Source organism: Streptomyces sp. NPDC017056, from assembly GCF_044332485.1.
Taxonomy (GTDB): Bacteria; Actinomycetota; Actinomycetes; order Streptomycetales; family Streptomycetaceae; genus Streptomyces.
In genome coordinates this window covers 65311-88841 of record NZ_JBIRPD010000010.1, presented here as the reverse complement: position 1 = coordinate 88841, position 23531 = coordinate 65311, and the positions used below count along the sequence as shown (strand labels likewise).

Annotated in this window: 25 protein-coding genes; 13 read left to right on the top strand and 12 right to left on the bottom strand. The window is 72.4% G+C overall.

Annotation, left to right across the window (positions count from 1 at the left end; genetic code table 11):
- Positions 1-141: 141 nt before the first annotated feature.
- The 4 genes from ACH4OW_RS19485 to ACH4OW_RS19470 form a co-directional block, all read right to left on the bottom strand.
- Positions 142-795 (bottom strand): flavin reductase family protein, encoded by a 654-nt coding sequence (locus ACH4OW_RS19485; protein WP_398029205.1) that lies wholly within the window; start codon positions 793-795, stop codon positions 142-144.
- A gap of 121 nt (positions 796-916) precedes the next feature.
- A complete protein-coding gene (locus ACH4OW_RS19480; RefSeq protein ID WP_360124325.1) occupies positions 917-1759 on the bottom strand; it encodes an enoyl-CoA hydratase-related protein in 843 nt (280 codons plus the stop codon).
- Between the two features lie 85 nt (positions 1760-1844).
- Complete coding sequence (locus tag ACH4OW_RS19475; RefSeq protein WP_398029203.1) at positions 1845-4061, bottom strand: acetate--CoA ligase family protein; 2217 nt, start codon at positions 4059-4061, stop codon at positions 1845-1847.
- Positions 4062-4494: 433 nt separating this feature from the next.
- Positions 4495-5703 carry a flavin-containing monooxygenase gene (locus ACH4OW_RS19470; RefSeq protein WP_398029202.1) on the bottom strand — a complete coding sequence of 403 codons (1209 nt, stop codon included), beginning with the start codon at positions 5701-5703 and terminating at the stop codon, positions 4495-4497.
- 142 nt (positions 5704-5845) lie between these two features.
- On the opposite strand from ACH4OW_RS19470, the gene ACH4OW_RS19465 reads away from it, so the two are divergent.
- Complete coding sequence (locus ACH4OW_RS19465; RefSeq protein WP_398029200.1) at positions 5846-6322, top strand: Zn-ribbon domain-containing OB-fold protein; 477 nt, start codon at positions 5846-5848, stop codon at positions 6320-6322.
- Positions 6323-6352: 30 nt separating this feature from the next.
- Here the strand turns inward: ACH4OW_RS19465 and ACH4OW_RS19460 are convergent, their stop codons facing one another.
- Positions 6353-6733, bottom strand: coding sequence for a helix-turn-helix domain-containing protein (locus ACH4OW_RS19460; protein WP_360124313.1), 381 nt, complete (start codon positions 6731-6733; stop codon positions 6353-6355).
- A 118-nt stretch (positions 6734-6851) separates the two neighbouring features.
- On the opposite strand from ACH4OW_RS19460, the gene ACH4OW_RS19455 reads away from it, so the two are divergent.
- Positions 6852-7259, top strand: a complete 408-nt coding sequence (locus tag ACH4OW_RS19455) for a RidA family protein (RefSeq protein ID WP_360124310.1) — start codon at positions 6852-6854, stop codon at positions 7257-7259.
- Positions 7260-7352: 93 nt separating this feature from the next.
- Positions 7353-7703 (top strand): hypothetical protein, encoded by a 351-nt coding sequence (locus ACH4OW_RS19450; RefSeq protein ID WP_360124307.1) that lies wholly within the window; start codon positions 7353-7355, stop codon positions 7701-7703.
- A gap of 72 nt (positions 7704-7775) precedes the next feature.
- Here ACH4OW_RS19450 and ACH4OW_RS19445 read toward each other — a convergent pair whose 3' ends face one another.
- From ACH4OW_RS19445 to ACH4OW_RS19435, 3 genes are all read right to left on the bottom strand, one after another.
- Positions 7776-8477 (bottom strand): pyridoxal 5'-phosphate synthase, encoded by a 702-nt coding sequence (locus tag ACH4OW_RS19445; protein ID WP_398029197.1) that lies wholly within the window; start codon positions 8475-8477, stop codon positions 7776-7778.
- 41 nt (positions 8478-8518) lie between these two features.
- Positions 8519-9775: an FAD-dependent monooxygenase gene (locus ACH4OW_RS19440; protein WP_398029195.1), complete on the bottom strand. Its 1257-nt coding sequence runs from the start codon at positions 9773-9775 to the stop codon at positions 8519-8521.
- A gap of 70 nt (positions 9776-9845) precedes the next feature.
- Entirely contained in the window at positions 9846-10154 is a 309-nt protein-coding gene (locus ACH4OW_RS19435; protein WP_398029193.1) for a hypothetical protein, read from the bottom strand.
- 94 nt (positions 10155-10248) lie between these two features.
- Here ACH4OW_RS19435 and ACH4OW_RS19430 point away from each other — a divergent pair, with 94 nt between their 5' ends.
- Both ACH4OW_RS19430 and ACH4OW_RS19425 read left to right on the top strand, forming a co-directional pair.
- Positions 10249-11049, top strand: coding sequence for a helix-turn-helix transcriptional regulator (locus ACH4OW_RS19430; RefSeq protein ID WP_360124994.1), 801 nt, complete (start codon positions 10249-10251; stop codon positions 11047-11049).
- Entirely contained in the window at positions 11046-11231 is a 186-nt protein-coding gene (locus ACH4OW_RS19425; protein ID WP_360124295.1) for a DUF397 domain-containing protein, read from the top strand. The genes ACH4OW_RS19430 and ACH4OW_RS19425 overlap by 4 nt, the downstream gene beginning before the upstream one ends.
- Here the strand turns inward: ACH4OW_RS19425 and ACH4OW_RS19420 are convergent.
- Positions 11221-11871 carry a hypothetical protein gene (locus tag ACH4OW_RS19420; RefSeq protein WP_398029191.1) on the bottom strand — a complete coding sequence of 217 codons (651 nt, stop codon included), beginning with the start codon at positions 11869-11871 and terminating at the stop codon, positions 11221-11223. The two genes, ACH4OW_RS19425 and ACH4OW_RS19420, sit on opposite strands and share 11 nt — an antisense overlap.
- A 223-nt stretch (positions 11872-12094) precedes the next feature.
- Between ACH4OW_RS19420 and ACH4OW_RS19415 the strand changes: the two genes are divergently transcribed.
- Complete coding sequence (locus tag ACH4OW_RS19415) at positions 12095-12871, top strand: VOC family protein (protein WP_398029189.1); 777 nt, start codon at positions 12095-12097, stop codon at positions 12869-12871.
- A gap of 104 nt (positions 12872-12975) precedes the next feature.
- Here ACH4OW_RS19415 and ACH4OW_RS19410 read toward each other — a convergent pair whose 3' ends face one another.
- A complete protein-coding gene (locus ACH4OW_RS19410) occupies positions 12976-13662 on the bottom strand; it encodes an ALF repeat-containing protein (protein WP_360124286.1) in 687 nt (228 codons plus the stop codon).
- A 140-nt stretch (positions 13663-13802) separates the two neighbouring features.
- Here ACH4OW_RS19410 and ACH4OW_RS19405 point away from each other — a divergent pair, with 140 nt between their 5' ends.
- The 3 genes from ACH4OW_RS19405 to ACH4OW_RS19395 all read left to right on the top strand — a co-directional run bounded on the left by ACH4OW_RS19405 (position 13803) and on the right by ACH4OW_RS19395 (position 15295).
- On the top strand, positions 13803-14318 hold the full coding sequence (locus ACH4OW_RS19405; RefSeq protein ID WP_398029187.1) for an alpha/beta fold hydrolase: 516 nt from the start codon (positions 13803-13805) through the stop codon (positions 14316-14318).
- A gap of 162 nt (positions 14319-14480) precedes the next feature.
- Entirely contained in the window at positions 14481-14600 is a 120-nt protein-coding gene (locus ACH4OW_RS19400; RefSeq protein WP_398029185.1) for an alpha/beta fold hydrolase, read from the top strand.
- A 125-nt stretch (positions 14601-14725) separates the two neighbouring features.
- A complete protein-coding gene (locus tag ACH4OW_RS19395; RefSeq protein ID WP_398029183.1) occupies positions 14726-15295 on the top strand; it encodes a hypothetical protein in 570 nt (189 codons plus the stop codon).
- A gap of 42 nt (positions 15296-15337) precedes the next feature.
- Here ACH4OW_RS19395 and ACH4OW_RS19390 read toward each other — a convergent pair whose 3' ends face one another.
- Positions 15338-16519 carry a thiolase C-terminal domain-containing protein gene (locus ACH4OW_RS19390; RefSeq protein ID WP_398029181.1) on the bottom strand — a complete coding sequence of 394 codons (1182 nt, stop codon included), beginning with the start codon at positions 16517-16519 and terminating at the stop codon, positions 15338-15340.
- Positions 16520-16677: 158 nt separating this feature from the next.
- On the opposite strand from ACH4OW_RS19390, the gene ACH4OW_RS19385 reads away from it, so the two are divergent.
- Entirely contained in the window at positions 16678-17916 is a 1239-nt protein-coding gene (locus tag ACH4OW_RS19385) for an acyl-CoA dehydrogenase family protein (RefSeq protein WP_398029179.1), read from the top strand.
- Complete coding sequence (locus ACH4OW_RS19380; protein WP_398029177.1) at positions 17916-18386, top strand: nitroreductase family deazaflavin-dependent oxidoreductase; 471 nt, start codon at positions 17916-17918, stop codon at positions 18384-18386. Before ACH4OW_RS19385 ends, ACH4OW_RS19380 begins: the two co-directional genes overlap by 1 nt.
- 102 nt (positions 18387-18488) lie before the next feature.
- Here the strand turns inward: ACH4OW_RS19380 and ACH4OW_RS19375 are convergent, their stop codons facing one another.
- The gene (locus tag ACH4OW_RS19375; protein ID WP_360124269.1) at positions 18489-19136 is read right to left on the bottom strand and encodes a TetR family transcriptional regulator; all 648 of its coding nucleotides are present in this window, start codon (positions 19134-19136) and stop codon (positions 18489-18491) included.
- Between the two features lie 315 nt (positions 19137-19451).
- On the opposite strand from ACH4OW_RS19375, the gene ACH4OW_RS19370 reads away from it, so the two are divergent.
- Together ACH4OW_RS19370 and ACH4OW_RS19365 are read left to right on the top strand one after the other, a co-directional pair.
- A complete protein-coding gene (locus ACH4OW_RS19370; RefSeq protein WP_398029175.1) occupies positions 19452-20216 on the top strand; it encodes a VOC family protein in 765 nt (254 codons plus the stop codon).
- A 661-nt stretch (positions 20217-20877) separates the two neighbouring features.
- Positions 20878-23526 carry a PQQ-binding-like beta-propeller repeat protein gene (locus ACH4OW_RS19365; protein WP_398029173.1) on the top strand — a complete coding sequence of 883 codons (2649 nt, stop codon included), beginning with the start codon at positions 20878-20880 and terminating at the stop codon, positions 23524-23526.
- Positions 23527-23531 lie beyond the last annotated feature (5 nt).

The window sequence follows — 23531 nt, the reverse complement described above, 5'->3', positions numbered from 1 at the left end:
TTCGTGGGCGATGCCGTGGGCGTTGCCGTGGGCGATGGCGTGGGCAATGTCAGAACCCTATGAACGGCACCACCCGGTCAACAGCGGCAAAAGTGCCGGAAGTCCGCTGGTTCCCGCCAGCGCCGGCGGCCTTCCCGACGGCTATGCGCTGAAGCGGCCGAAGGTGCCCCGGTGGAAGAGCAGGGGGCCGGCCTCGGCGGCGTCGGGGTCCGTACCGAGGGCGGCGACCCTGCCCACGACGATGAGGTGGTCGCCGCCGGTGTGCACGGCATGGACCGCGCAGTCGATCCAGGCGGGTACGCCGGCCAGCCGCGGCGAGCCGGTGACCGGCGCGGGCGTGTGCGTGACGCCCGCGAACTTGTCGGCGCCGCTGACCGCGAAGGCGCGGCACAGCTCCTCCTGCCCCGCGCCGAGGACGTTGACGCAGAAGACGCCGGCGCGGGCGATCCGCGGCCAGGTCGTGGACGTACGGGCCACCATGAACGCCACCAGCGGCGGATCCAGGGAGAGCGAGGCGAAGGACTGGCAGGCGAAGCCCGCCGGGGAGTCCGCCGGGCCTTGCGCGGGCGCGGTGACGACGGTGACACCGCTGGCGAAGTGGCCCAGCACGGCACGGAAGACGGCCGGGTCGAGCGGCGCCCGCTCGTCCTCCCGTACGGCCCTGAGGGCGGGGCGCGGCGTGGCGGCAGTGGCTGGCGTGGCGGTGGTCGGGGCGGCGGTGGTGGGCGCGCCGACCGATCGGAGGTAGCGCACCGCGGCAGCTGCCATGCCCGCGTGTCCCATCATGCCTTCCATTGAAGCTGACGCTCCGTCAGATGTGAAGCCTCGGACGGACGCCTGTAGTCCAATGCCGCCGGTGTACCGGGGCTCACCGGCCCCGGCGTACTCGGGTTCACCGTCCCCGGCGTACTCGGGTTCACCGTCCCCGGAACACCGGCCGTCGGCGCTCCACGAAGGACGCGACGCCCTCCCGCGCGTCCGCCGTCGTCATATTGATCTCCTGCGCCGTGGCCTCGGCGGCGAACGCCGTACCGCGGTCGGCGTCCAGGGAGGCGTTGACGAGCTGTTTGGTGAGGGCGAGGGCCCGGGTCGGCCCGGCGGCCAGCCGCTGCGCCCAGTCCCGCGCGGTCTCCTCCAGGTCGGCGTCCGGTACGACCCGGTTGACCAGGCCCATCCGTTCGGCGTCGGCCGCCGGTACGGCGTCGCCGAAGAAGAGCAGTTCCTTGGCGCGCTGCGGGCCGACGAGCCGGGGCAGGAGGTACGCGCCGCCGCCGTCCGGCACGAGGCCGCGGCGCGCGAACACCTCCGTGAACGTGGCGGACTCCGCCGCCAGCACCAGGTCACAGGCGAGGGCGAGGTGCGCGCCGAGCCCGGCGGCGGTGCCGTTGACGGCGGCGAGCACCGGCTTCTCGCAGTCCAGGACGGCGGAGACCAGGCGCTGGGCGCCGCACCGGATCATCCGGGCCACGTCGCCCGCGACGCGCTCGGCCGGCTGTGCCGCGGCTCCGCCGCGCAGATCGGCCCCCGCGCAGAAACCCCGGCCCGTCGCCGTGATCACAACGGCCCGTACGTCCGGGTCGGCGGAGGCTTCGCCGAGCCGGGTGATGAGGCGTTCGCGCTGGTCACGGGTGAGAGCGTTGAGCGAGGCTGGGCGGTTGAGAGTGATCCACAGCACGGCGTTGTCAGTGGTGTGGAGTATCAATGAGTCAGTGGTCGCGGCTTCGGCTTCGGCACCGGGGGAAACGGGGGTGGACGTCATGACGAAGCAGCTCCAAGCTGTGTGGTCGGTCGCACGGATGGCGGTGCGGTCGGTCGCACGGAGGGTCGCGGGGACGGTCGTACGGTCAGTGGCAGACGGCCAGCGCGTCGAGAGCGACCGCGCCCTGCCCGCTCGGCAGCACCAGCAGCGGATTGATCTCCAACTCGGCCAGCCGGCCGTCCAGTTCCAGCGCCATGCGCTGGACGCGCAGGACGACCTCGACCAGTGCGTCCACATCGGCCGGCGGCGCGCCGCGCACGCCGTCCAGCAGGGCGTGCCCGCGCAGCTCGCCGAGCATCGCGCGCGCCCGGTCCTCGCCGAAGGGCGGCACGCCGACGGCGGCGTCCCGCAGGACCTCGACGAGCACCCCGCCCAGCCCGACCGTCACGGTCGGGCCGAAGACGCGGTCCGGCGTGATGCCCACGACCATCTCCACGCCCCGGTCGACCAGCTGGCAGACGAGCACGCCGTCCGTTTCGATGCCCTCGTAACGGGCGGTGTCGGTCAGCTCGCGGTAGGCGTCCCTGACCTGGCTCGCGGAGGTCAGCCCGATCTTGACCAGGCCGAGTTCCGTCTTGTGGGCGAGCTGCGGCGCGGACGCCTTCATGACGACGGGGTAGCCGACCAGGCCGGCGGCGCGCACGGCCGCCGCCGCGCTGGTCACCAGCTGCTCGCGCGCCACCCGTATCCCGTACGCGCGCAGCAGCTGCTTCGCCGCGTGCTCGCTGAGCTGCCTGCCCGGTCGTATCAGCTCCTGCGCCTTGCGCGCGGAGGGGGACAGGGCACGCGGGGCTTCGTCGAAGGGAGAGCGGTAGGCGGCGGTGAAGCGGTGGTGGCCGAGGTAGGCGCGGACGGCCGTGACGCAGTTGGCGAAGGTGCGGAAGGTCGCCACGCGCGCGGAGCCCAGGAGGGTGCGCCGGTAGGCGTCCTCGGTGCCGACCGGCGAGCCCCACACCACGCACACCAGCTTGTCCGTCTCCTCCGCCGCGTCCACGAGGTCCTGCGCCAGCTTGTCGCTCATCGGCGGGAAGGGGCCGGTGATCGGGCAGATCAGTACGCCGACGGAGGGGTCGGCGAGGACCGCATCGATGATCTTCCGGCCGCGCTGGTCGCCGACCGGGTGGCCGCCGTTGTCGATGGGGTTGGCGACGTTCAGATAGTCCGGGATCCACTGGTGCAGCTCGTCCTGCTTCGCCCGGCCGAGCGCGGGCAGCCGAAGCCCGGCGGCCGTCGCCAGGTCCGCGAAGTGGGCGCCGGTGCCCCCGGATATCGAATAGACGGCGACGCCGTCGGCGGTGGGGGTGCGGGCGCGGGCGAGCAGGGCCGCGGTGTCCTGCAGCTCGTCCAGACCGTCCACCCGGATCACACCGAACTGCCGCATGGCCGCGTCCACCACCGCGTCGGCGCCGGTGAGCTTGCCGGTGTGCGAGGCGGCGGTACGGGCACCGGCCTCGGTGCGGCCGACCTTGACGGCGACGACCGGCACCTTGTTGCGGGCCGCGCGGTCGGCGGCGAGCAGGAAGCTGCGGCCGTCCTTGAGCCCTTCCACATACGCGGCGATGGCGCCGACCTCGGGACGGGAGGCGAAGTAGGAGAGGAAGTCGGCGGTCTCCAGATCGGCCTCGTTGCCGGTCGGTGCCCAGTGGGAAAGGCGGATACCCAGCTCCTGGAGGGCGAAGACGGGGCGGCCCTGGTGGCCTGACTGCGTGATCAGGGCGATCGCGGGCCCTTCGAGGTCCTCGCGGAACGACTCGAAGGCGTTGAGGTTGGTGTTCGGACCGAGCAGCCGGACGCCGGTACGGGCCACGGCCTCGGCGAGCCGGCCCTGGGCGGCGGCGCCGGCCGCCCCGGTCTCGGCGAAGCCGGAGGCGAAGGCGACCGCGAACCTGACCTTGGCGTCGCCGAGCTCCTCGATGACCGGTAGCGGATCGGCGACCAGCAGTACGGCGAGATCGACCTGCTCGGGCAGGTCGGAGACGGAGGTGTGACAGGGCAGGCCGAAGACGCTGCCGCGGCCCGGGTTGACCGGGTACAGGCGGGCACCGACGCGCTGGGCCCACGCCATGAGCTGCCGGGTGATGCCGGTGTTGGGGCGGCCCGCACGGTCGGACGCGCCGACGACCGCGACCGCCCCGGGCCGGAAGAACCGGTCCAGGTCGGGGACGGGGGCGTACAGCGGACGCCCGCTGACGTCGAGGTCGGCGGCCGTACCGTGAACGGTCAGCGGCGGAGTCTCCCCGCAGGCCACCGCGCGCGCCGGGCTGGAGTGAGTGGTAAGGGTGCCGTGAGTCGATCCAAGCATCGCTGACGCCCGCTCCCGTGTGACGGCGGATGTAACTGACGCACAGTCAGGTTAAGCGACCTGACGCCAAGTCAGGAACGGTCCGACAACCGAAACCTCAGCCGTCGGCAGCCGAGACCTCGATTGTCGGCAGCCGCAACCTCGGCCGTCGCCTAACGAAGCCTCGGCCCTCGTCTAAGGAAGCGTCGGTCGTCGGCTAGCGAAATCTCGGAGGTGGAGGGGGTGGGTGGGCGGGGGGGGGAGGGAGAGAAAGCCGCGCGCCGGCGGCCGTACCGTCACCCGGCGTGGGGTGCCGTCGCCCCGGCCTGGTTGCCGTCACCCCAGCGTGGGTCACCCCGGCATGGGTGCCGTCGCCCCGGCGCGGGGTGCCGTAACCCCAGCGTGGGTGTCGTCGCCCCGGCGCGGGATGCCGTCGCCCCGGCCTGGGGTGCCGTTACCCCGGTACCGTCGCCGCCTGTTCGGCGTGTGTGGCCGCGATGGTGCGGGCTATGCGGCGGGCGTCGCGGGCGAGTTCGCGGAACATGCCGCTGATCGGGTTGGTGTAGCCGGTGAAGTGCAGGCCGGGCGCGTAAGGCACGGTGCGGGGGCCGTGGACGCGCGGGCGGCCGCGGGTGTCGATCAGGTCCAGGTGCCCGACGAGGGCGTCCAGGCCGCGCCGGTAGCCCGTGGCGGCGATGACGACGTCCGGTTCGATCGCGTCGCCGTCCGCGAGGCGCACGATGCCGCCGTCGAAGGACGCCACCGCCGCGACCGGCCGGACCGCCCCGCGCCGTACGGCGTCGATCAGCCCCACGTCCTGGACGGGGATGGCTCCCTCCAGGACCCGGCTGTACAGCCCGGTGTCCGGCATGGGCAGGCCGTACGCCGACAGGTCCGGCACGGACAGGCGGCGCAGCACGTGCGCCGCCCGGTCCACCGCGCGTGGCGGCAGGCGGCGGACGAGGATGCCGGTGGCCTGGGACGGCCAGCCCGCCGTCGAGCGGCGCACGATGTGCGGAGCGGTGCGGACCGCCAGCCGTACCCGCGCCGCGCCGCCCTCCGCCAGGTCGACGGCGATCTCGGCCCCCGTGTTGCCGGTGCCGACGACCAGGACGTCCTTGCCCGCGTACGGGCCGGGGTTGCGGTAGTCGCCGGCGTGGAGGAGTTGGCCGGGGTAGCTGTCGCGGCCCGGCCAGGCGGGGAGGTGCGGGGTGTGGTTGTAGCCGGTGGCGATCACGACCGTACGGGCGGCGAGTTCGCGTCCGCCGTTGGCGTGCAGGACCCAGCCGCCGTCCGCCGTACGGTCGATGCGCCGCACCTCGACGCCCGTGGCGACTTCGAGTCGGTGGTGTTCGGCGTACTCCTCCAGGTAGCGCACCACGTCGTCGCGCGCGACCCACCGCCCGTACGCGCGTGGGATCGCGAGGCCCGGCAGGCCGGATAGGCGGCGCGTGGTGTGCAGTCGCAGACGGTCGTAGTGGCCGCGCCAGGAGGCGCCCACCGCGTCGGCCTTTTCCAGGATGACCGCGCGTACGCCGTACGCGCCCAGGGCGGCGGCGGTGGCGAGTCCGCCCGGCCCGCCCCCGACGACGTGGACGGGCGGGACGGCGGCGGGCGGTGTGCTGGATGCGGAGGAGCTGGCGTGCGCTGCGACGTCCGGCATGCCGGTGAGGGTAGCCGCGGCACCGTCGCGTGTCGCCGGTGGACGGCTCGTTACGCGCTCTGCTCTTGCGTATCCCGGCCAAGTTCGGTTGAACTGACTGCCCGTCAGCGAACGCCTTGACAATGGGGAGGGGTGGTTCGGTATGGGGCCGGAGCAGCGGGCTGCAGGTGTGCCGTACGCCGGGCCGGGGTTCGACGTGCCCGAGGCCGACGCGTTCAGCCGCGCCTACTGGGACGCGGCGGCGCGGGGGTGCCTGCTGGTGCGCCGCTGCCGTGCCGACGGCTGTGGTGTGGCGCATCACTACCCGCGCGAGTTCTGCCCGCGTTGCTGGAGCGAAGACGTGGTGTGGGAGCAGGCGAGCGGCCGGGCCGCGCTCTACACGTGGTCGGTGGTGCACCGTAACGACCTGCCGCCGTTCGGCGGGCGCGTGCCGTACGTCGCCGCGGTCGTGGACCTGGCCGAGGGACCGCGCATGATGACGGAGATCGTCGATTGCGCGGAGGGGGACCTGCGGATCGGGATGGCGTTACGGGTCCACTTCCGTAGGCGAGGGGGGCAAGGGGGCGGGCAGGAGCAGGATGCGTCTGCGTTCACCGTGCCGGTGTTCCGCCCCGCCTGAAGGGGGACGGCATGCCACGGACCTGGCCCCTCAGGCGTCGAAGGCCCGGCGGGAAGCCTCGATGTGGCCGAGGTGCCGGCGGGTCCATTCGCACATGCCGTGGGTCGTCTCCCGTAGAGCTTGGGCCGGTTCGGTGAGGGTGTACTCGACCCGCGGCGGCACGGTGGGGTGCACGGTGCGCACGACCAGGCCGTTGCGTTCCAGCATGCGCAGGTTCTGGGTGAGCATCTTGTGGCTGATGCCTTCGATCGCGTTCCGCAACTCGCCGAAGCGCAGCGTGCCGTCGCCCAGGGCCTCGACGATCAGAAGCGCCCACTTGTTGGCGATGTCCGAGAAGATCTCCCGTGTCAGGGAGTCCGCACGCGTCGGGTCCGTTTCCTCGGGCGATTCCTCGATCTGCTCGGTCACCATAAGGTTCCTCAGTCACTGAAAAGTGCGTTCTTCCACGTCAGCGGCCACTCTCCTACGGTTTCCGAGTAACCACAAGAGATCGAAGGCGCGGCTTCACGCGCCGTGGAAGGCGGGCAGCATGGCCATCACCTTGGTGAACTCCGACGGACTGCCGGAAGTCGGCGTCTACCACCAGGTGTCGATCGCATCCGGGTCGAAGCTGGTCTTCGTCGCCGGGCAGGTCGCCACCGACGCCGAGGGGGGCACGGTCGGCGAAGGCGACCTCACCGCCCAGGTCGAGCAGTGTTACCTGAACGTCGCCACCGCCCTTGCCGCGGCCGGAGGTTCCTTCGACGACGTGGCGAAACTGACCGTCTACGTCGTCGACTGGACCGCCGACAAGATGCCCGCGCTCCTGGAGGGGATCTCCCGGGCGGCCGCGAAGCTCGGAAGCACCCCGACACCGCCCGCCTCGCTGCTGGGCGTCGCGGCGCTGGCCGTCCCCCACCACCTGGTCGAGGTCGAAGCCACCGCGGTCCTGGACTGAACCACTACGGGGGCGTCGTCCCCGGCCGGGAAGCCGTAGATCCGAGCCCGCGCGGGCGGGAACTCAAGTGATCTGTCGGTACGTTCAACGGTCATGGCTACTGCTCTTGTCCTCGGCGTCGACCCGCACACCGTTCCCCAGCTGGACGGGGACTTCATCGGCGCGGCTCTCGACGCGGAGATGGCCCGGTTCGCCGAGCACGGCATCGAGGCTTCCGTGGCGTTGCTGGCGCTGGACGGGTCGGCGGAGGGAAAGATCGTCGCCGCGCTGGCCGAGCGCGACTGGGACGTGGTGGTCATCGGCGGCGGGATACGTAAGCCCGAGGCGCTGCTGACGTTCTTCGAGCAGGTCGTGAACCTGGTCCGGCAGCACGCGCCGAGGGCTGCGATCGCATTCAACTCCAAGGTCGGCGACAGCGTGGAGGCAGCCAAGCGGTGGTTGTAAGCAGGCGACGCGTTAAGCCCAGTGGGGCTACGGCCAGAAGGGCTACGCCCAGTGGGGCTACGCCCAGAGGGGCTACGGCCAGAGGAGTTCGCGCGCCCAAGCTCCGTCGTCCTCGCGGTAGCGGTAGTTGATGCGTACGTGGCGGCGCCGGGCGTCGCCCTGGAAGAACTCGACTTCGTCGGGGACCAGGACGTACAGGGTCCAGCTGGGGACCGGGGCGTCCGGTTCGCGCTGGGCGCGGGCCCAGGCCGCGGCCGAGGCGCGTTCCAGGTCCGCGTACGAGGCGAGTACCTCGCTCTGGTGGCCTACCAGGGCGGCGGCCAGGGCGCCGGGCGAGCGGCGGTGGAGGTCGCCCGCGCTCTCCTCGGGCCCGGCCTCGGTGACCCGGCCGCGGACGCGGACCTGGCGGCCGAGGGCGGGCCAGTAGAAGCCGAGGGCGGCGCGCGGGCGGGCGGCCAGGTCGCGGCCCTTGCGGCTGCCGCGGTGGGTGGCGAAGTGCCAGCCGTGCTCGTCGGCGTCGTGGAGCATCACGGTGCGTACGTTCGGGTCGCCGTCCGCGTCCGCCGTGGCGAGGGACATGGTGTGCGGCTCGGGTACGCCCGCCTCCGCGGCCTCCCGCAGCCACTGCCGGAAGAGGGGCAGCGGGTGGGCCGGGGCGTGTGCGGGGTCGGGGTCGATGGCGGGCAGTTCGGAGTCCCAGACGCGGAGGGAGCGGAGGAGGGAGCGGAAGCGTTCGCCGGAGGTGTCTGCCGGGTCCACTGGGTGATCGACCATGCCCGGCAGCCTAAACCGCGAGGGCGGCGGCGGAAGGCAGGTCAGGCCGGAATGCGGGCAGGGACGGCGTACGGCTTGAGCGTGATCGCCTTGGCGCAGCGCTGCACGTCCTCGGCGAGCTTCTTCACGACGTAGTTCTTCCACGGCATGTGCGGCAGCATCCGCATCATCACGTGCCGGAAGCGGATTGCCCCCCAACTGCCAGGCGTCATCTGCGGTACGAACTTCTCCGCCATCCGCTGGTTCACCGTGACGTACGGGCGCATCTCGGCCTCGTAGCGCGCGAAGGCCGTACGCGGATCGCCGCCCGCCGCGGCCAGTTCCCCGGCGAGTACGTACGCGCCCACCAGCGCCATCCCCGTACCCTGCCCGGACGCGGGTGACGCGCAGTGCGCGGCGTCGCCCAGCAGCACCACGCGCCCGTGCGACCAGCGGGCCATCTCGATCAGGTGCAGCCCGTCGAAGTAGAAGTCGTCGTCGGTGCGGGACGCGTCGAGGAGCCGGGGCACCTGCCAGCCGACGCCCTCGAACGCCTCCGCCAGCAGTTTTCGTTGTGCGGCCGCGTCGCGGTGGTCGAAGTCCAGCCTGGGCGAGCGGAAGCTGAGCCACGCCTTGGCGCCGGAGTCGCCGGCTGCCCTGTAGGCGCATACGAGCCTGCCGGGCGCCATGTGGTACAACTCCTCGCGCGCCGATGCCAGTTCGTCCGGCACGCTGAACGACGATATGTACGCGCCGATGTGGCGCAGATAGCGGGACTCGTCACCGAAGGCGAGGCGGCGGACGTTGGAGTGCAGGCCGTCCGCGCCGACGACGAGGTCGAAACGGCGCGGTGTCCCGCGTTCGAAGGTGACGTCGACCCCCGTGCCGTCGTCGGCGAGTGAGCTGATCGAGTCGCCGAAGACGTACTCCACGTCGCCGAGCGTGCGCTCGTACAGAATGCGGGTCAGGTCGCCGCGCATGATCTCGTCGTCGCCGTCCACGCGCGCGCCGAAGATGTCGGCGGGCAGCGTGGCGACACGCCGCCCGCCGCCGTTCACGTACGCACCGGTCCGCATGTCCGTACTGGCGCGCCGGATGTCCGCCAGTACGCCCATCCGCTCCGCGGCCTCGACCGCGACGCCCCGGATGTCCACCTTGTAGCCGCCGGTCCGCAGGGCGGGGGCCCGCTCGACCACGGTGACGGCATAGCCGTAGCGGTGCAGCCAGTACGCGAGGGCCGGGCCGCCGATGCCGGCGCCGGAGATGAGGGCACGGGGGTGGTGGGGGCGGTGGTGGGCGTGAGGCGTCGTCGAAGTCATGCCACGACTATACGAGTGTCTTATACGCTTGTCTATGACGCATGTATAAATCCGCGTCGGCTTGTCGTGTTCACGGTGCGTGAAGGGCCTGATCCAGCCTGCGGCCCCGGCTGTCGGCCACGCGTACGGCGTCGCTGAGCGACTCGGTGAGCCGGTTGGTGATGAAGAGCAGTTCGGTGGGGGCGGGCGGCTCGGGCCGGTTGAGGGCGGCGCGAGAGTGGTCCAAGAGCTGCACGGCCATGGACAGTTGCAACTCCTCCAACCCGTCGGCGAGGTCGGTCACGGGACCCCGATCATCGCCGATGAGGTAGCAGGGCTTGCCGTCCTGACTGGCCCAGGGGAGGAGGCGCGGCTCTTGGGGGTGGTTTTCGGTCGTCATGGCTTCAATGGTCGGCACGTGTGCGTAGCGTCACCAGAGAAGAGGGGTCCACAAGGCTGGTTGTAGGGAGGGGTTGGTCATCGTGGCTGTTTGGATGGAGCCGTCTCCGGCACGGGAGCACGTCGGAGGGCTCATCAAGCATTTCCGTCAGCGCGCAGGCATGACGCAGAAGCGGCTGGCCGGCGAGACGCACGTCTCCGAGTCGCTGGAGGGGGCGTACGAGCGAGGGGAGCGCATCCCGAGCGCCGGTTTCCTGATCGACGCCGACCGGCATATGGCGGCCGGCGGGGTGTTGGAGACGTGCGTGAAACTGATGGAGCAGGAATCCAGCCGTGCGCAGTACCTGGAGTGGCGACTGCTGGAAGCTGAGGCGCTGAGTCTCGGCGGGTACGTGGACACGGTGCTGCCTGGGCTGCTTCAGGCTCCCGACTACATGCGCGCGCTGTTCCGGTCACGGGTACCGGCCTTCAGCGACGACGAGGTCGAACGCTTGATGCGGAGGCGGCTGGACAGGCAGCCCGTGCTTCTCCGGGACCCGGCCCCTACTGTGAGTTTCGTGGTCGAGCAGGCGGCGTTGGAACGGCCGCTCGGAGGAAGGCAAGTCCTCAAGAGGGCTCTGCTCCACGTCCTGGAGACCGTCCGCGCCCTGAATCACGTCACGCTGCAAGTGATGCCCACGAACGTGGAGACGCACTCTGGGCTCGAAGGTTCGCTGCAGTTGCTGTCCTCCCCCGACGGGCGGAGGAGCGTCTACTTCGACTTGGAGGGGAAGGGTAAGTTGCTCACCAGGCCGGTCGAGTCCGTTCAGTACGTTGAGCAGTACGGTGCCATTCGTGCTCAGGCACTCTCGCCGGCGAAGTCCCTGGCCCTGATCGAAAGACTGGCAGGTGAATGATGAACGTCGCCCTGGCCTGGCGTAAGTCCAGTTACAGCAGCGAACAATCCGCCGACACCAACTGCGTCGAAGTCGCCGCGACCCCCACCACCATCCACATACGCGACTCCAAGAACGCGACCGGACCGGCCCTCGCCGTGCCCCCGGCCGCGTGGGCGGACTTCCTGCGGCTCATTTCTTAGGGTCGGACCCGGATTCCACGTACTCGGTGACCCTTTCGTTCAGGGCCTGTAGCCGCTCGTCCCAGGAGAAGACCCGGCGCAGGTCGTAGCCGCCCGTGTCGACCGGCTCCCACACGATCACGTCGCGGCCCGCCAACTCGACCGACCGCGCGCGCTCCGAGACGCCCAGGATCTGGGTAATCACTCCGTCCTTGACGGTGAAGGCCCACAGGGAGATCCAGCTGCCGCTCGTCTCGATGGCGAGCAGCAGCTCGTCCTTGCCGTCGCCGTTCAGGTCGCGGTAGTGCGGCGCCTGTACGGCGCACGCTTTCTGGCCGATGGCCCGGCACGCCTTGATGTTCTTCGCGGTTTCGTCGTCACCGCTCATCGGCTCCGCCGCCGCCCGGGCGATGGTGAGCGGCGCGACCTCGTGGATGTCGCCGGACGGTACGCGCGGCATCGACCGCAGCGGGGTCGGTCTGCCGGCGGAGTTCGGCGGCCCGAGGGGTTCCGGCGGCGTCTTACCGGTCCACACCCGCTCGGGAGCACTGACGGCCCGTGCGCTCCCGGCGCTCTTCGCCTCCCCCGTACCGTCGCAACCGCTCAGCAACGTGCACGTGGCGGCCATGGCGAGCGCTGCGACCCGCAGGGAACGGAGCATCGGTACGTCATTTCCGGTCGGGCCTGAAAGGCGAGGGCGGGCGGGGACCACACGGCACATGGTGTTGGCTGACTCATGATGTTGGCTGAATTTTGCCGGGGCAATTCGGCGGCGGTTCGATTGCGTCCCCCTCTAGGACACATCCTGTCCTCCACGGCGCCTAGCGTCCGGGGTACCGGCCCGCGCGGCCACCCCGGCCGCCCCGTACCGCGAGGAGCACGTCATGAGTCGTGTCACCGGAAACCAGCCTGAGGGAACGCCCACCTGGATCGAGCTGGCCGTTTCCGACCTCGACCGCGCCATGGACTTCTACGGGGCGCTGTTCGGGTGGACGTACGAGACGGAGACGACGGACGCGGGGGCGCGGTACGCGGTCGGGCTGGTGGGCGGGCGCCGCGCGGCGGGGCTCCGGGAGGTGCCGGACGCGTCGGGCGGCCCGTGGACGATGTACATGGCGACCGACGACTGTGACGGCACGGCCAAGCGGATCGCCGACGCGGGCGGCCGGGTGCTGTGGGGGCCGGCGGACATCCGGGACTACGGGCGGGCGGCGGTGGCCGTCGACACCGTGGGGGCGCAGTTCGGGCTCTGGCAGGGCCGCGCCCACGTCGGCTGCGAGGTCGTCAACGAGCCCGGCACTCTCGTACGCAACGACCTGGTGGCGCCGGACCCCGGTCCGGCCCGCGCGTTCTACGCGGCGGTGTTCGGCTACACGCTGGACGGCAACCCGGACATGCCGGACGTCGACTTCACCTTCCTGCGCCGCCCGGACGGGCACGAGATCGGCGGCATCATGGGCGACCCGGCCGCCGGGGACGCGGGCTGGGCGACGCTGTTCGAGGTCGCGGACACGGACGCGGCGGTGGCACGGGCGGTGGCGGCAGGGGGGACGGCGTCCGAGCCGGAGGACACGGTGTACGTGCGGCAGGCGCGGGTGACGGACCCGTTCGGTACGGAGATCGTGATCGGCGCGCGATGGGACGCTCGGCCGGCGACTTGATACGGCGACTTGATACGGCGGCTTGGTACGGCGGTTGTGCGTCCGGCCGCTGGTGTCGCAGCCGCCGGACGCACCGGTTGTCGCCGGGTTCGACCGTGCCGGGGTCAGCCGCGCTTGGCGGCGTGCGCCGAGGCGGCGTGCGCCGCCTGCTTCGCTCCCGCGGTCTTCTTGGCGGCCTCGTCCTTGGCGCGGGCCTCGTACTGGCCGACGTCGAGGAAGTGCTGGATCACCGCGTCGCTGTTGTCGATGAGCGCCGCGCGGGCGGCTGCCCGCACCGCGGGGCCGCCGGTACCGGCGATCTGCGTGACGCGGATACGGACGTCCGTGTAGTGCGCCTCGCGCCAACCGGTCTCAAGGAAGCGCACCCGGTCCTGCGGCGACCCGTCGAGCGCCTGGCGCGCCGCGTCCTTGACCATCGGGCCGACGTCCTTGGCGGTGCCGAGCCGGGTGATCGCGATGGAGTTGTCGGTATCGCGGGCCTGGTACTGACCCGTTTCCAGGAACCGGCGTACGTCCTGCGCGGTCCCCTCGAACGCCTTGCGGCCCTCCTGGCGGACGACGGAGCCGGTCTCGGCGGCGGAGATTATCCGGGAGAGCTCCATCCGGTCCTCTTCCTCGGATCGCGTCCCCGGCTTGTCGGCGGGTCGGTCCGGCGTGGCTTCCGCTGCCTGCTCCGACGCCGAGTTGGCGGAGGAGGGGGCTTCGGCGGCGACCGCGGGGGAGGAGAACAGCACGGCCGGCGCGATGGCGGCGGCGGCGACGAGGGCCGAGAGGCGGAACTGCTTCTTCATACGCTCACACCCGTATTTCCAGTTATTGCCACAAATAGCGCTTACAGAGTACGTCGGCGTGATCTTGCCGCTGCGCCCGGCGCCCCGGCAACAGCGAATACCGGAAGTCGCGCGGTATCACTGTGGCTAACGTGAACGGCATGGACACTTCGGGTACCCACCGTGCCGAACTCTCCCTGGCAGGACGCCGCCTGTCCTACCTCGACTTCGGGCCCGCCACCGGAAGGCCGCTGCTCGCGCTGCACGGCCACTTCTCCGAAGGGCTCGGGTTCGCCGCGCTGGCGGCCGAACTCGGGCCCGAGTGGCGGGTGATCGCACCCGACCAGCGGGGCCACGGCGAGTCCGGCCGCGCTTCCGACTACTCCCGCGAGGGGTACGTCGCCGACGCGGTCGCCCTGCTCGACCACCTCGGCGTCCCCTCCGCCGTGGTGCTCGGGCACTCCATGGGCGGCAAGAACGCGTACCACCTGGCCGCCCGGCACCCGGACCGGGTGAGCGCGCTCGTGAACGTCGACGACCCGGTCGTGATCCCGGACACCGGCCCCAGCGGCATCACCTTCTGCCTGGACTGGCCGCAGCGGGCGCCCACCCGCGAGGCCCTGCTCGCGGGACTCGGCGACGCGGCCCCGATGGTCGCCGACCTGCTGCGCGAATAACCGGACGGGGCCTGGCGGCTGCCGTTCGTACCGGCCGACGTCGTCGCGTCCGACCTGGGCGTACGCGGTGACCATTGGGCGGTCTGGCTGGGCAGCGACTGCCCGGCCCTGCTCGTACACGGCCGTACGAGCTTCCTGCTGACCCCGGAACTGGCCCGGGAGATGGCCGAGCGCCGCCCGCACACCCGCCGGGCCGAACTGGACGCCGGCCACTTCATCCCGACCGAGGACCCGGAAGGTCTGGCCAAGGCCGTACGGGACTTCCTCGGCACGCTCCGGTGAGACGGCGGTGAGACGGCAGTGAGCGGAGGACGGTGAGCGGACGGCGAGCGGACCGCGGCCCGGCCGGGATTGTCAGTGGTGGCCGCTAGCTTTGGGGTTACTGCTGATCCAGCCAAGGAGCCGTTGTGGCCGCTGCCTTCTCGCCCATCCCGGAGCTGAACCTGCTCAAGGACTTCGAAGTCGCCATGGATGGGGCGTGGTTCTCGGAGGGCTTCGAGCTGTACAAGTACAAGGGGCCCGACCCGGAGCTGCTCTCGGCCTGGCTGGGTCTGAAAGCCCCGCTCAGCCGCCGCGAGCAGGCCCGTGTCGACCGGATCATCCCCTTCGCCCAGGCCACCGGGACCGGGTCGTTCTACGCGCTGTGGCGGTGCGACGACCGTAAGGACCTGTCCACCCTGCCCGTCGTCTTCTTCGGTGACGAGGGCGATCTCGATGTCGTGGCGAACGGGCTGCGGGAGCTGTTCCAACTGCTCACCCTCGACAACGAGTGGCTGATCATCGACGACGATCGCGACGGTGACGACGAGGAGCCCTCCGAAGGCCGGGAGGAATACCTCGATTGGCTGGAGCGGACCTTCGGCCTGGGGGAGCCGGAGGACCCCGACGCCATCATGGACGCGGCAAGCGAGGCGTACGGCCAGGACTTCGCCGACTGGTTGCAGGAGATATCGCCGTACCCGGTGGAGCTTTCGTAGCGGGTGCCGGTTCGGCTGTGCCGCCGGCCGTGCCGGGGCGGCTCACCCCCGTCCCAGCACCAGCGTGCCCGACGAGCAGAACCAGCCGCCCGTGCCCGAAGCCACCGCCAGTTCGGGGAGCCGGTTGCCCGTACGGCGTACCTGGCGGCCCTCGCCTGCCTCGCCCCGCAGCTGCCGTACCGCCTCGACCAGGAGGAACAGCCCCCGCATGCCCGGATGACAGGCGGCCAGGCCGCCGCCGTCGGTGTTGACCGGCAGCTCGCCGTCCCGCAGCAGCCGGCCCTTCGCCACGTACGCGCCGCCCTCGCCCTTCGCGCAGAAGCCCAGGTCCTCCAGCGTCACGAGGGTCATATAGGTGAAGGCGTCGTAGATCTCGGCCACGTCGATCTCGGCGGGGCGCACCCCGGCGCGTTCGAAGGCGAGGCGGCCGGAGACGGCGGCGGGGGAGACGGTGAAGTCGTCCCACCCGGACATCGCGGAGTGCGAGACGGCGGTGCCCGCGCCCAGTACCCAGACGGGCCGCGCGGCGAGGTCGCGGACGTACTCCTCGGCGACGAGGAGGACCGCGCAGCCGCCGTCGGAGCGGATGCAGCAGTGCAGCTTGGTGAAGGGGTCGGCGATGACGGGTCCTGACAGGACCTCGGCGACGGTGACCGGGGTGCGGTACATGGCGTCCGGGTTCGTGGCAGCGTTGGCGCGCGCCTGTACGGCGACCTCGGCGAGCTGGTCGAGGGTGGTGCCGTACTGGTGCATGTGGCGGCGCGCGGACATCGCGTACTTGGCGACGAGCGTGTGGCCGTACGGAACCTCGTACTGGAGGGGGCCGCGGGCGCCGAAGGAAAGGTTGGCGGTACGGCGTCCGGCCTTGAGGTCGGCGCGCGCTGTGGACCCGTACACCAGCAGGACCGCGCGCGCCCGCCCGGCCGCGATGGCGTCGGCGGCATGCGCTGCCATGACCTCCCAGGTGGCGCCGCCGACGGAGGTGGAGTCGACCCAGGTGGGGCGCAGGCCCAGGTACTCGGCGACCTCAACGGGCGCGAGGGTGCCCAGCCCGGCCGAGGCGAAGCCGTCGACCAGCGACCGGTCCAGGCCGGAGTCGGCCAGTGCGCGGCGGGCGGCCTGGGCGTGGAGGGCGTACGGGGTGGCCTCGTCCACCCGTCCGCAGTCGGAGAGGGCGACACCGGCTATGGCGACCTTGCGGCGGGACGTGCTCCCTGGCGGCATGAAACTGACGGTACATCAGGTAAGCGGGCCCCGGGGTGGTACGTGAGGCTGGGAAATCGAGGCCAGCCTCCTTAGTATGACGGCCCGTCAGCTCGGGGATGCCGGTCCCGCGTGCTGCGCCGGGGCAAGGTCGCCGAGCGGTCGGGAGGAGCCCGCCGATGGATGCCGCGTTCACCGAGGAGCAGGAAGAGATCCGCCGCACGCTCCGCGAACTGCTCCACAAGCGCTGCGGCCCGGAGGAGGTCAGGGCCGCCGCCGGCACGCCCGAGGGGTACGACCCCGCACTGTGGCGGCGGCTCGCGCGGCAGCTCGACCTGCCGGGCCTGGCCCTGCCCGCCGCGTACGGCGGTGTCGGCTGCGGACCCACCGAGCTGGCGCTCGCCTGCGAGGAGACCGGGCGGGTGCTGCTTCCGTCGCCGCTGCTGCCCACCGCCGCCCTCGTCGCGCCGCTGGTCCTCGCTCTGGGCACGGAGCGGCAGCGCGCGGACCTGCTGCCCGCCCTCGCCGCCGGCGAGCTGACCGGCGCGCTCGCCGTGCCGGGCGGGCAACTGGCCACCGCCCTCGCGCTCACCGCGCCCAACGACGGCGACTGGGCGGGCGGCGGCCGGGCCGGCGGCATCCAGGCGCGGCGGGGCGGGGGAGAGGGCGAGTGGCGGCTGTACGGGGAGGCCGCGCAGGTGCTGGACGGCCACAGTGCCGGGCTGCTCCTGGTGGCCGCGCACGCGGGCGGCTACGCGCGCAGCCGGACGCTGGTCTTCGTCGTACGCGGGGACGCGCCCGGGGTCGTACGGGTCCGGCAGACGGCGATGGACGAGACGCGGCCGCTGGGGCGCGTGCAACTGCGCGAGGTGAGCGCCGCTTTGCTGGGGGAGGAAGAGGAAGGGGGCGGCGGGGCCCGGGTGGCGCGGGAGCTGGCGCGGGCGGGGGCCGGGGCCGCCGCGGCGCTGGCTGCCGAGGCGGTGGGAGCGGCCGACGCGGCGCTCGGGCGTACCGTCGAGTACGTCCGGACGCGTGAGCAGTTCGGGCGGCCCATCGGGTCCTTCCAGGCCGTACAACACCGGCTCGCGGACCTGTACGTGCAGGTACAGGCCGCCAGGTCGGCGGCCTACTACGCGGCGTGGGCGGTGGGCGCCGCGGGCGGAAGCGGCGAGCCCGGCGCCCCCGGGCTGGCGCTCGCACAGGCCCTTGAGGCACTGCGCGCGGTGGCCGGCGACGCCATCCAACTGCACGGCGGCATCGGCTTCACCTGGGAACACGACGCCCACCTGTACTTCAAGCGCGCGACCTGCGACGAACTGCTGCTGGGCCCCGTGCACCGGCTGCGCGCACACGCCGCACGGACGGCGGACCCCTTGGGCCTTTTCGGGACGCCAGGGCGGGCGGAGGTTCCCGCGTGATGGCGGCCGGCCGGCGGTTGGTGCAGAGGGTGTCCGTGACGCGCGCGTTCGCGCGGGTGGCGCCGCACGTCGTGCCCGCGCTGGACCGTACGGTGCACCGGCTCACCAAGGGCAAGGTGCTGCTGAGCGCGCGGATGCTGTCGGGGGTGATCCTGACGACTACGGGAGCCAGGACCGGGCAGTGGCGGCGGACGCCGCTGGCGTGCGTACCAGAGGACGCCGGGACCTGGCTGCTGGTCGGCAGCAACTTCGGCCGCCCCGGTCACCCGGCGTGGACGGCCAATCTGCTGAAGAACCCGGCGGCCGAGATCAGCCGGCGGGGCCGGGACATTCCGGTACGGGCCCGGCTCCTGACGGGCGCGGAGCGGGCCGACGCGTGGGCGGCGGCGCTCCGGTTCTGGCCGCCGTACGCCGCGTACCAGGCGCGCGTCACCCGCGAGATCCGCATCTTCCGGCTGGAGCCGCGCTGAACGGGCCGCCCCCGGACGCGCGCAGCGGGTGCCGCCCGCCAGGAAAGGCGGACAACACCCGCTGCGACGTACGGCTATGGCAGGACGAGCGGCGAACGCAGGTTATTTCGTGGGCTTTTTCCCGGTGATTCCCAGGTGCACCAGGAGAGCCAGATTCGGCTTCAGTTCCTGCTGCTTGACGCCCCAGCTCTGGAAACCCTTCTGATGGGCGGCGACCGCGGCCAGCATGGCGACGATCGAGCCCGCCATCGCGGCCGCGCTGACGTCCTTGTCGACCTTTCCCTTGCCCTGGAGCTGCTTGATGGAGTCCGTAAGGGAGTTGGTGACGGCATTGAGGATCTTCATGCGGATCTTGTAGAACCGCTTGTCGCCCTCGGCGGCACCGAGGTCGACGACGCGCAGGATCGCGTCGTTCCTGCGCCAGAAGGAGAGGAAGCCCTCGACGAGTTCCTCGGCCGCCTGCCAGCCGGACTTGCCCACCCAGGAGCGTCCGGCCACCAGGTCGGTCAGGTTCGCGCCTTCCTTGGCCATCTCCTCCGCGATTTCCAGTACCGCGCCCTCGACGTCGGGAAAGTACTGGTAGAACGTCGCGGGTGAAGTGCCCGCTTTGCGGGCCACATCAATGACCTTGACGTCTCTGTACGGGGACGAACTGAGCATGTCGCTGAGGCAGTCGAGCAGCTTCTGCCGGGTCGCCTGTCCGCGGCGCCCGGCGACTCTGCCGTCGACGGTTCGAACTTGTCCTGTCATGCCGTCAGCTTACCGAGGGGTGATCGGAGCGCGATTTGGCTGCCTGCAAATGGGGACGCGGGAGTTCGGCCGCGCGATACAAGGCCGATCCCGTGACCTAGGGGTCGCGGGCGGCTCATGAGGCGAGAGAGGCGGGTTTGGCCCGAACTGGTGAATCATCTTATCAACAGGCTGTGGACAACTTTTCGGTAAGCGGCGACCGGAGGTTCCGGCGGGCATTCAACAATGTCCGGTAATGGATATGATCGCAGAGAATTGGCTAAATGTTCGAATGATGTCCCGGCGGAATGCTTGATCCAGGGATAGTTTGTCCCCATGACTGCATTCGCGGCGGGCGCCCCCTGCTGGGCTGACGTGATGCTTCCCGACCTGGAAGCGGGCAAGCGGTTCTACGGAGAGCTGTTCGGCTGGACCTTCTCCGAGGGCGCGCCCGAGCACGGCGGCTACACGCAGGCATTCAAGGACGGCAAGGTGGCCGCGGGCCTGATGCCCAAGCGTGACGGCCGGATGCCCACCGTCTGGAACGTGTACTTCGCGACCCCCGACGCCGCCAGGACCAGCGCGGAGATCCTCCGGGCCGGCGGCCGGATCATCTCCGAGGCCATGCCCGTCGGCGACTTGGGCACCATGCTCGTCGCGGCCGACCCCGCCGGCGCCGTTTTCAGCGTCTGGCAGGCCGGCACCCACCAGGGCTTCGGGGTGCTGGGCGAGCCCGGCGCGTATGTGTGGACGAGCCTGCACACCCGCGACCCCGAGCGGGCCGACCCCTTCTACGAGCAGGTCTTCGGCTTCGAAGGCGTGACCGGCAGCCCGGTGGCGGACGAGCGCTTCCTGCCCTGGCGGCTCGCCGGGCAGGGGCGCGAGATCGGCGGCCGGGTCGTCATCGACAAGGACGCGCCCGCCGCGATGCCCCCGCACTTCACCGTCTGCTTCCTGGCCGCCGACATGTCCGACGCCGTGCGGACCACCACCCGGCTGGGCGGCAAGGTCGCCGTGGAGCCGGCCGGCACCCCGGGCGGCCCGTTCGCGGTGCTCGTCGACAACCAAGGCGCCGGCTTCGGCGTCATGGCCCCGAAATAGGCGGACGCGCAGCACAATTGGGCCGGTGACGACTCCCGCTGTCGGGCCGCGGACGGCGCGGCCCGGCAGCGGGCCTGTGAACGGGCCGGCCGCCGAGTTGTCCACAGGCGAGTTGTCCACAGGCGGGCGGGCGGGGCGGCGCGACGGCCGCGAGTACGGCACAGTGGGTACGGCCGCGCCGGTGCGCGGCCGCGCGAGGGTACGGGCACCGCGGGTCCCGCGCGCGGGGACGGGCAACGGGGACGGACAACGGGGACGGCAGACATGACCGGTACGGACGGCAGGCGCGGCGGACGACTCCCGCTGACCGCACGGCGGCACACGGCGCAGGGCATACCGGCGGTGTGACGGCCCGGTGCCGGGTGCCCGCGAGGCGCCCACGGCACCCTGCGGACGACTGTTCGACAGCTCGCGACGGCGTCCCGGTGCGTCCGTACGCAGGACTCCGTCACGACCCGTAACGGCTCCGGCGCGGACCGCAGAGGGCCACCGGGACACGACGGGAACGGCCCCGGGTTCGCAACCGTGGGCCCGGCCAGGAAGAATCAGCACGCGTACGGCCGAAACGGCCAGGCGGTGAGACGCTGCACGGGGCAGTGGCTCTCGGCGGCCACTGGCTATTGAGAGTCTCTTTTACGCCCCACGGGGAGGTGGCAGGCAAGTGGTGGAACAGCTGACGCAGCTGACGCAGCACGATCCCCGGCGGATCGGCCCGTTCGAGGTGCTCGGCCGTCTCGGGGCCGGCGGCATGGGGCTGGTCTACCTCGCGCGCTCGGCGTCCGGCCGGCGCGTCGCGATCAAGACGGTGCGTACGGAACTCGCCGAGGACCAGCTGTTCCGGGTCCGCTTCACCCGCGAGGTGGAGGCGGCCCGCGCGGTCAGCGGCTTCTACACCGCCGCCGTCGTGGACGCCGACCCCCGCGCCGCCGTGCCGTGGCTCGCGACCGCGTACGTGCCCGCGCCCTCCCTGGAGGAAATAGTCAATGAGTGCGGGCCGCTCCCGGCCCAGGCGGTGCGCTGGCTCGCGGCCGGCATCGCCGAGGCGCTGCAGTCCATCCACGGCGCGGGCCTGGTCCACCGCGACCTCAAGCCGTCCAACGTGCTGGTCGTCGAGGACGGCCCCCGGGTCATCGACTTCGGCATCGCGAGCGGCGTCTCCAACACCCGCCTGACCATGACCAACGTCGCCGTCGGCACGCCCGCGTACATGTCGCCCGAGCAGGCCCGCGACTCCCGCAGCGTCACCGGCGCCAGCGACGTCTTCTCGCTGGGCTCCACCCTGGTCTTCGCCGCCACCGGACACGCGCCCTTCCACGGCGCCAACCCGGTCGAGACGGTCTTCATGCTGCTGCGCGAGGGCCCCGACCTGGCCGGGCTGCCCGACGAACTGCGGCCGCTGATCGAGTCCTGCATGCAGATGGAGGCGCAGGGCCGCCCCACTCCCGCCGACCTCCAGTCCCAGCTCGCCCCGCACCTCTTCGGCTCCGGCAGCGACGACAGCGGTACGGCCTCGGCCTGGCTCCCGGCCAGCGCGGTCGGCCTCATCGAGGGGCGGCGCGGCGGCCGCACGGGTACGCCCAAGGCCACCGGGCGCGCTCCCTCCGGGCAGGCGCGCCCCGCCGCGCGGCAGCCCGTACCGCAGTCGCCGCCGCCCGCCCAGCCACCGCCGCGGCCGCGTAACGCCCCGGCGGCCGCCGCGGCGCAGGCCGGCGGCGCGATGGCCCCGGCGGCTCCCGCGCCCGCACCCGACTCCGGCTGGGCCGGCGGCGTCGGCCCCGGGGCCCGCCGCGGCGCCGATCCGCGCGGCGCCGCCCAGGTGCCGCAGGCCGCGCCCGCGGGCCCGGTGGCCGCCGTCCCGCCCGCGCCCCAGGCCCCGCCCGTGCCGGCCCGGCGGCCCGAGGGGGAGGGGCCGGACGGTTCCGTACGGCTCGCCGGCACCTCGGCGCCGATAGGGCCGGGACCCCGCGCGAGCGAGAGCGGCCAGCCGCAGCCGCGCGCCCAGGCGCCCGCCACGGACTGGGTGCGGCCGCCCGCCGGAGCGCCGGGGTCCACCGGCGCCCACGAAGGCGAGCCGGTCGCGGCGCTCCCGCAGCAGGGCGCGGGGCACGGCCCCGGCCACGCTCCTCCGGCGGGCAGCGGCCCCACCGGCTCCGGCGGCGCTTCCGGCGGTGCGGCTCCGGCCCGTTGGCGCCCCTGGCGCTTCCGTATGTCCAACGACGTGTGGGGCACGCCCACGGTCGCCGGCGACCTGCTCTACGTCACCTCCTTCGAGGTACACGCCCTGGATGTGGCCAGCGGGCGGCGGCAGTTCAAGACCCGCGACGTGGCCTGGACCATGGCGGTCGCGGACGGCCGTATCCACGCCTCCGACGGCCCGAGCCTGTACGCGCTGGGCGCGGCCGACGGCACCGAGCGCTGGCGCCTGGCCAGCGACGGCTGGGTGTACGCACTCCAGGCCGACCGCGGCACCGTCGTCACCGGCACCCGGGGCGGCGGAGTCCAGGCGTGGGAGGCCGCCACCGGCGAGCGGCTGTGGGAGACCGGCGGCGTCCAGACCGACTTCGAGACCGCCGACCTGGGCCCGGTCGTGCACGACGGCACGGTGTTCGTCTGGGCCGAGGGCCGCCTCAAGGCCCTGGAGGCGCGTACGGGCGCCGAGCGCTGGTCCTACCCGGTCGGCGACACGGCGTCCTGCGGCGGCGTCCCGGTGCGGCTGCTGCCGGCGCCCGACGGCGCGGTGTACGTCACCGCCGGGGCGCGGGTGCTGGCGATCGACATCGCGCGCGGCGAGGTGCGCTGGCACTTCGAGGCGCCCGCGGCGTTCCTCAGCCGCCCCGCGTACGCGCCGGGGCCCGCGGTCACCGGCGGCGGCCTCTACCTCGCCGACTACCTGGGCACGGTCTACGCCCTGGACGCGGCCGACGGCCGGGACCGCTGGCGCATCGCGACCGAGGCCCGGCAGTCCACCGAGCCGGTGCTCGTCGCGGACGGCGCGGTGCACCTGGGCAGCGGCAAGGCGCTCTACACGCTGGACGCCGTCACGGGCACGCCGCGCTGGCGCTTCCAGGCGGGCGGCGAGGTGATAGGCGCACCCGTCGTCGCCGACGGCCGGGTGCACTTCGGCTCCGCCGACCACTGCCTGTACACGCTGGACGCGACGGGCGGCCAGCTGCGCTGGAAGCTGGCCACGGGCGGCGAGATCACCGGCACCCCGGTGGCCGTGGGCGGCGTCGTCTACGCGTGCAGCAAGGACCGCTGCGTGTACGCGCTGGACGCGGCCAAGGGGACCGGGCTGGCGCGGCGCAGCTGAGCGCG

What these genes read in the sequence shown, in the direction of transcription:
- ACH4OW_RS19485 (WP_398029205.1), bottom strand. Translation starts at nt 795, where the DNA reads ATGGAAGGCATGATGGGACACGCGGGCATGGCAGCTGCCGCGGTGCGC.
- ACH4OW_RS19480 (WP_360124325.1), bottom strand. Translation starts at nt 1,759, where the DNA reads ATGACGTCCACCCCCGTTTCCCCCGGTGCCGAAGCCGAAGCCGCGACC.
- ACH4OW_RS19475 (WP_398029203.1), bottom strand. Translation starts at nt 4,061, where the DNA reads ATGCTTGGATCGACTCACGGCACCCTTACCACTCACTCCAGCCCGGCG.
- ACH4OW_RS19470 (WP_398029202.1), bottom strand. Translation starts at nt 5,703, where the DNA reads ATGCCGGACGTCGCAGCGCACGCCAGCTCCTCCGCATCCAGCACACCG.
- ACH4OW_RS19465 (WP_398029200.1), top strand. Translation starts at nt 5,846, where the DNA reads ATGGGGCCGGAGCAGCGGGCTGCAGGTGTGCCGTACGCCGGGCCGGGG.
- ACH4OW_RS19460 (WP_360124313.1), bottom strand. Translation starts at nt 6,733, where the DNA reads ATGGTGACCGAGCAGATCGAGGAATCGCCCGAGGAAACGGACCCGACG.
- ACH4OW_RS19455 (WP_360124310.1), top strand. Translation starts at nt 6,852, where the DNA reads ATGGCCATCACCTTGGTGAACTCCGACGGACTGCCGGAAGTCGGCGTC.
- ACH4OW_RS19450 (WP_360124307.1), top strand. Translation starts at nt 7,353, where the DNA reads ATGGCTACTGCTCTTGTCCTCGGCGTCGACCCGCACACCGTTCCCCAG.
- ACH4OW_RS19445 (WP_398029197.1), bottom strand. Translation starts at nt 8,477, where the DNA reads ATGGTCGATCACCCAGTGGACCCGGCAGACACCTCCGGCGAACGCTTC.
- ACH4OW_RS19440 (WP_398029195.1), bottom strand. Translation starts at nt 9,775, where the DNA reads ATGACTTCGACGACGCCTCACGCCCACCACCGCCCCCACCACCCCCGT.
- ACH4OW_RS19435 (WP_398029193.1), bottom strand. Translation starts at nt 10,154, where the DNA reads ATGACGACCGAAAACCACCCCCAAGAGCCGCGCCTCCTCCCCTGGGCC.
- ACH4OW_RS19430 (WP_360124994.1), top strand. Translation starts at nt 10,249, where the DNA reads ATGGAGCCGTCTCCGGCACGGGAGCACGTCGGAGGGCTCATCAAGCAT.
- ACH4OW_RS19425 (WP_360124295.1), top strand. Translation starts at nt 11,046, where the DNA reads ATGATGAACGTCGCCCTGGCCTGGCGTAAGTCCAGTTACAGCAGCGAA.
- ACH4OW_RS19420 (WP_398029191.1), bottom strand. Translation starts at nt 11,871, where the DNA reads ATGCTCCGTTCCCTGCGGGTCGCAGCGCTCGCCATGGCCGCCACGTGC.
- ACH4OW_RS19415 (WP_398029189.1), top strand. Translation starts at nt 12,095, where the DNA reads ATGAGTCGTGTCACCGGAAACCAGCCTGAGGGAACGCCCACCTGGATC.
- ACH4OW_RS19410 (WP_360124286.1), bottom strand. Translation starts at nt 13,662, where the DNA reads ATGAAGAAGCAGTTCCGCCTCTCGGCCCTCGTCGCCGCCGCCGCCATC.
- ACH4OW_RS19405 (WP_398029187.1), top strand. Translation starts at nt 13,803, where the DNA reads ATGGACACTTCGGGTACCCACCGTGCCGAACTCTCCCTGGCAGGACGC.
- ACH4OW_RS19400 (WP_398029185.1), top strand. Translation starts at nt 14,481, where the DNA reads ATGGCCGAGCGCCGCCCGCACACCCGCCGGGCCGAACTGGACGCCGGC.
- ACH4OW_RS19390 (WP_398029181.1), bottom strand. Translation starts at nt 16,519, where the DNA reads ATGCCGCCAGGGAGCACGTCCCGCCGCAAGGTCGCCATAGCCGGTGTC.
- ACH4OW_RS19385 (WP_398029179.1), top strand. Translation starts at nt 16,678, where the DNA reads ATGGATGCCGCGTTCACCGAGGAGCAGGAAGAGATCCGCCGCACGCTC.
- ACH4OW_RS19380 (WP_398029177.1), top strand. Translation starts at nt 17,916, where the DNA reads ATGGCGGCCGGCCGGCGGTTGGTGCAGAGGGTGTCCGTGACGCGCGCG.
- ACH4OW_RS19375 (WP_360124269.1), bottom strand. Translation starts at nt 19,136, where the DNA reads ATGACAGGACAAGTTCGAACCGTCGACGGCAGAGTCGCCGGGCGCCGC.
- ACH4OW_RS19370 (WP_398029175.1), top strand. Translation starts at nt 19,452, where the DNA reads ATGACTGCATTCGCGGCGGGCGCCCCCTGCTGGGCTGACGTGATGCTT.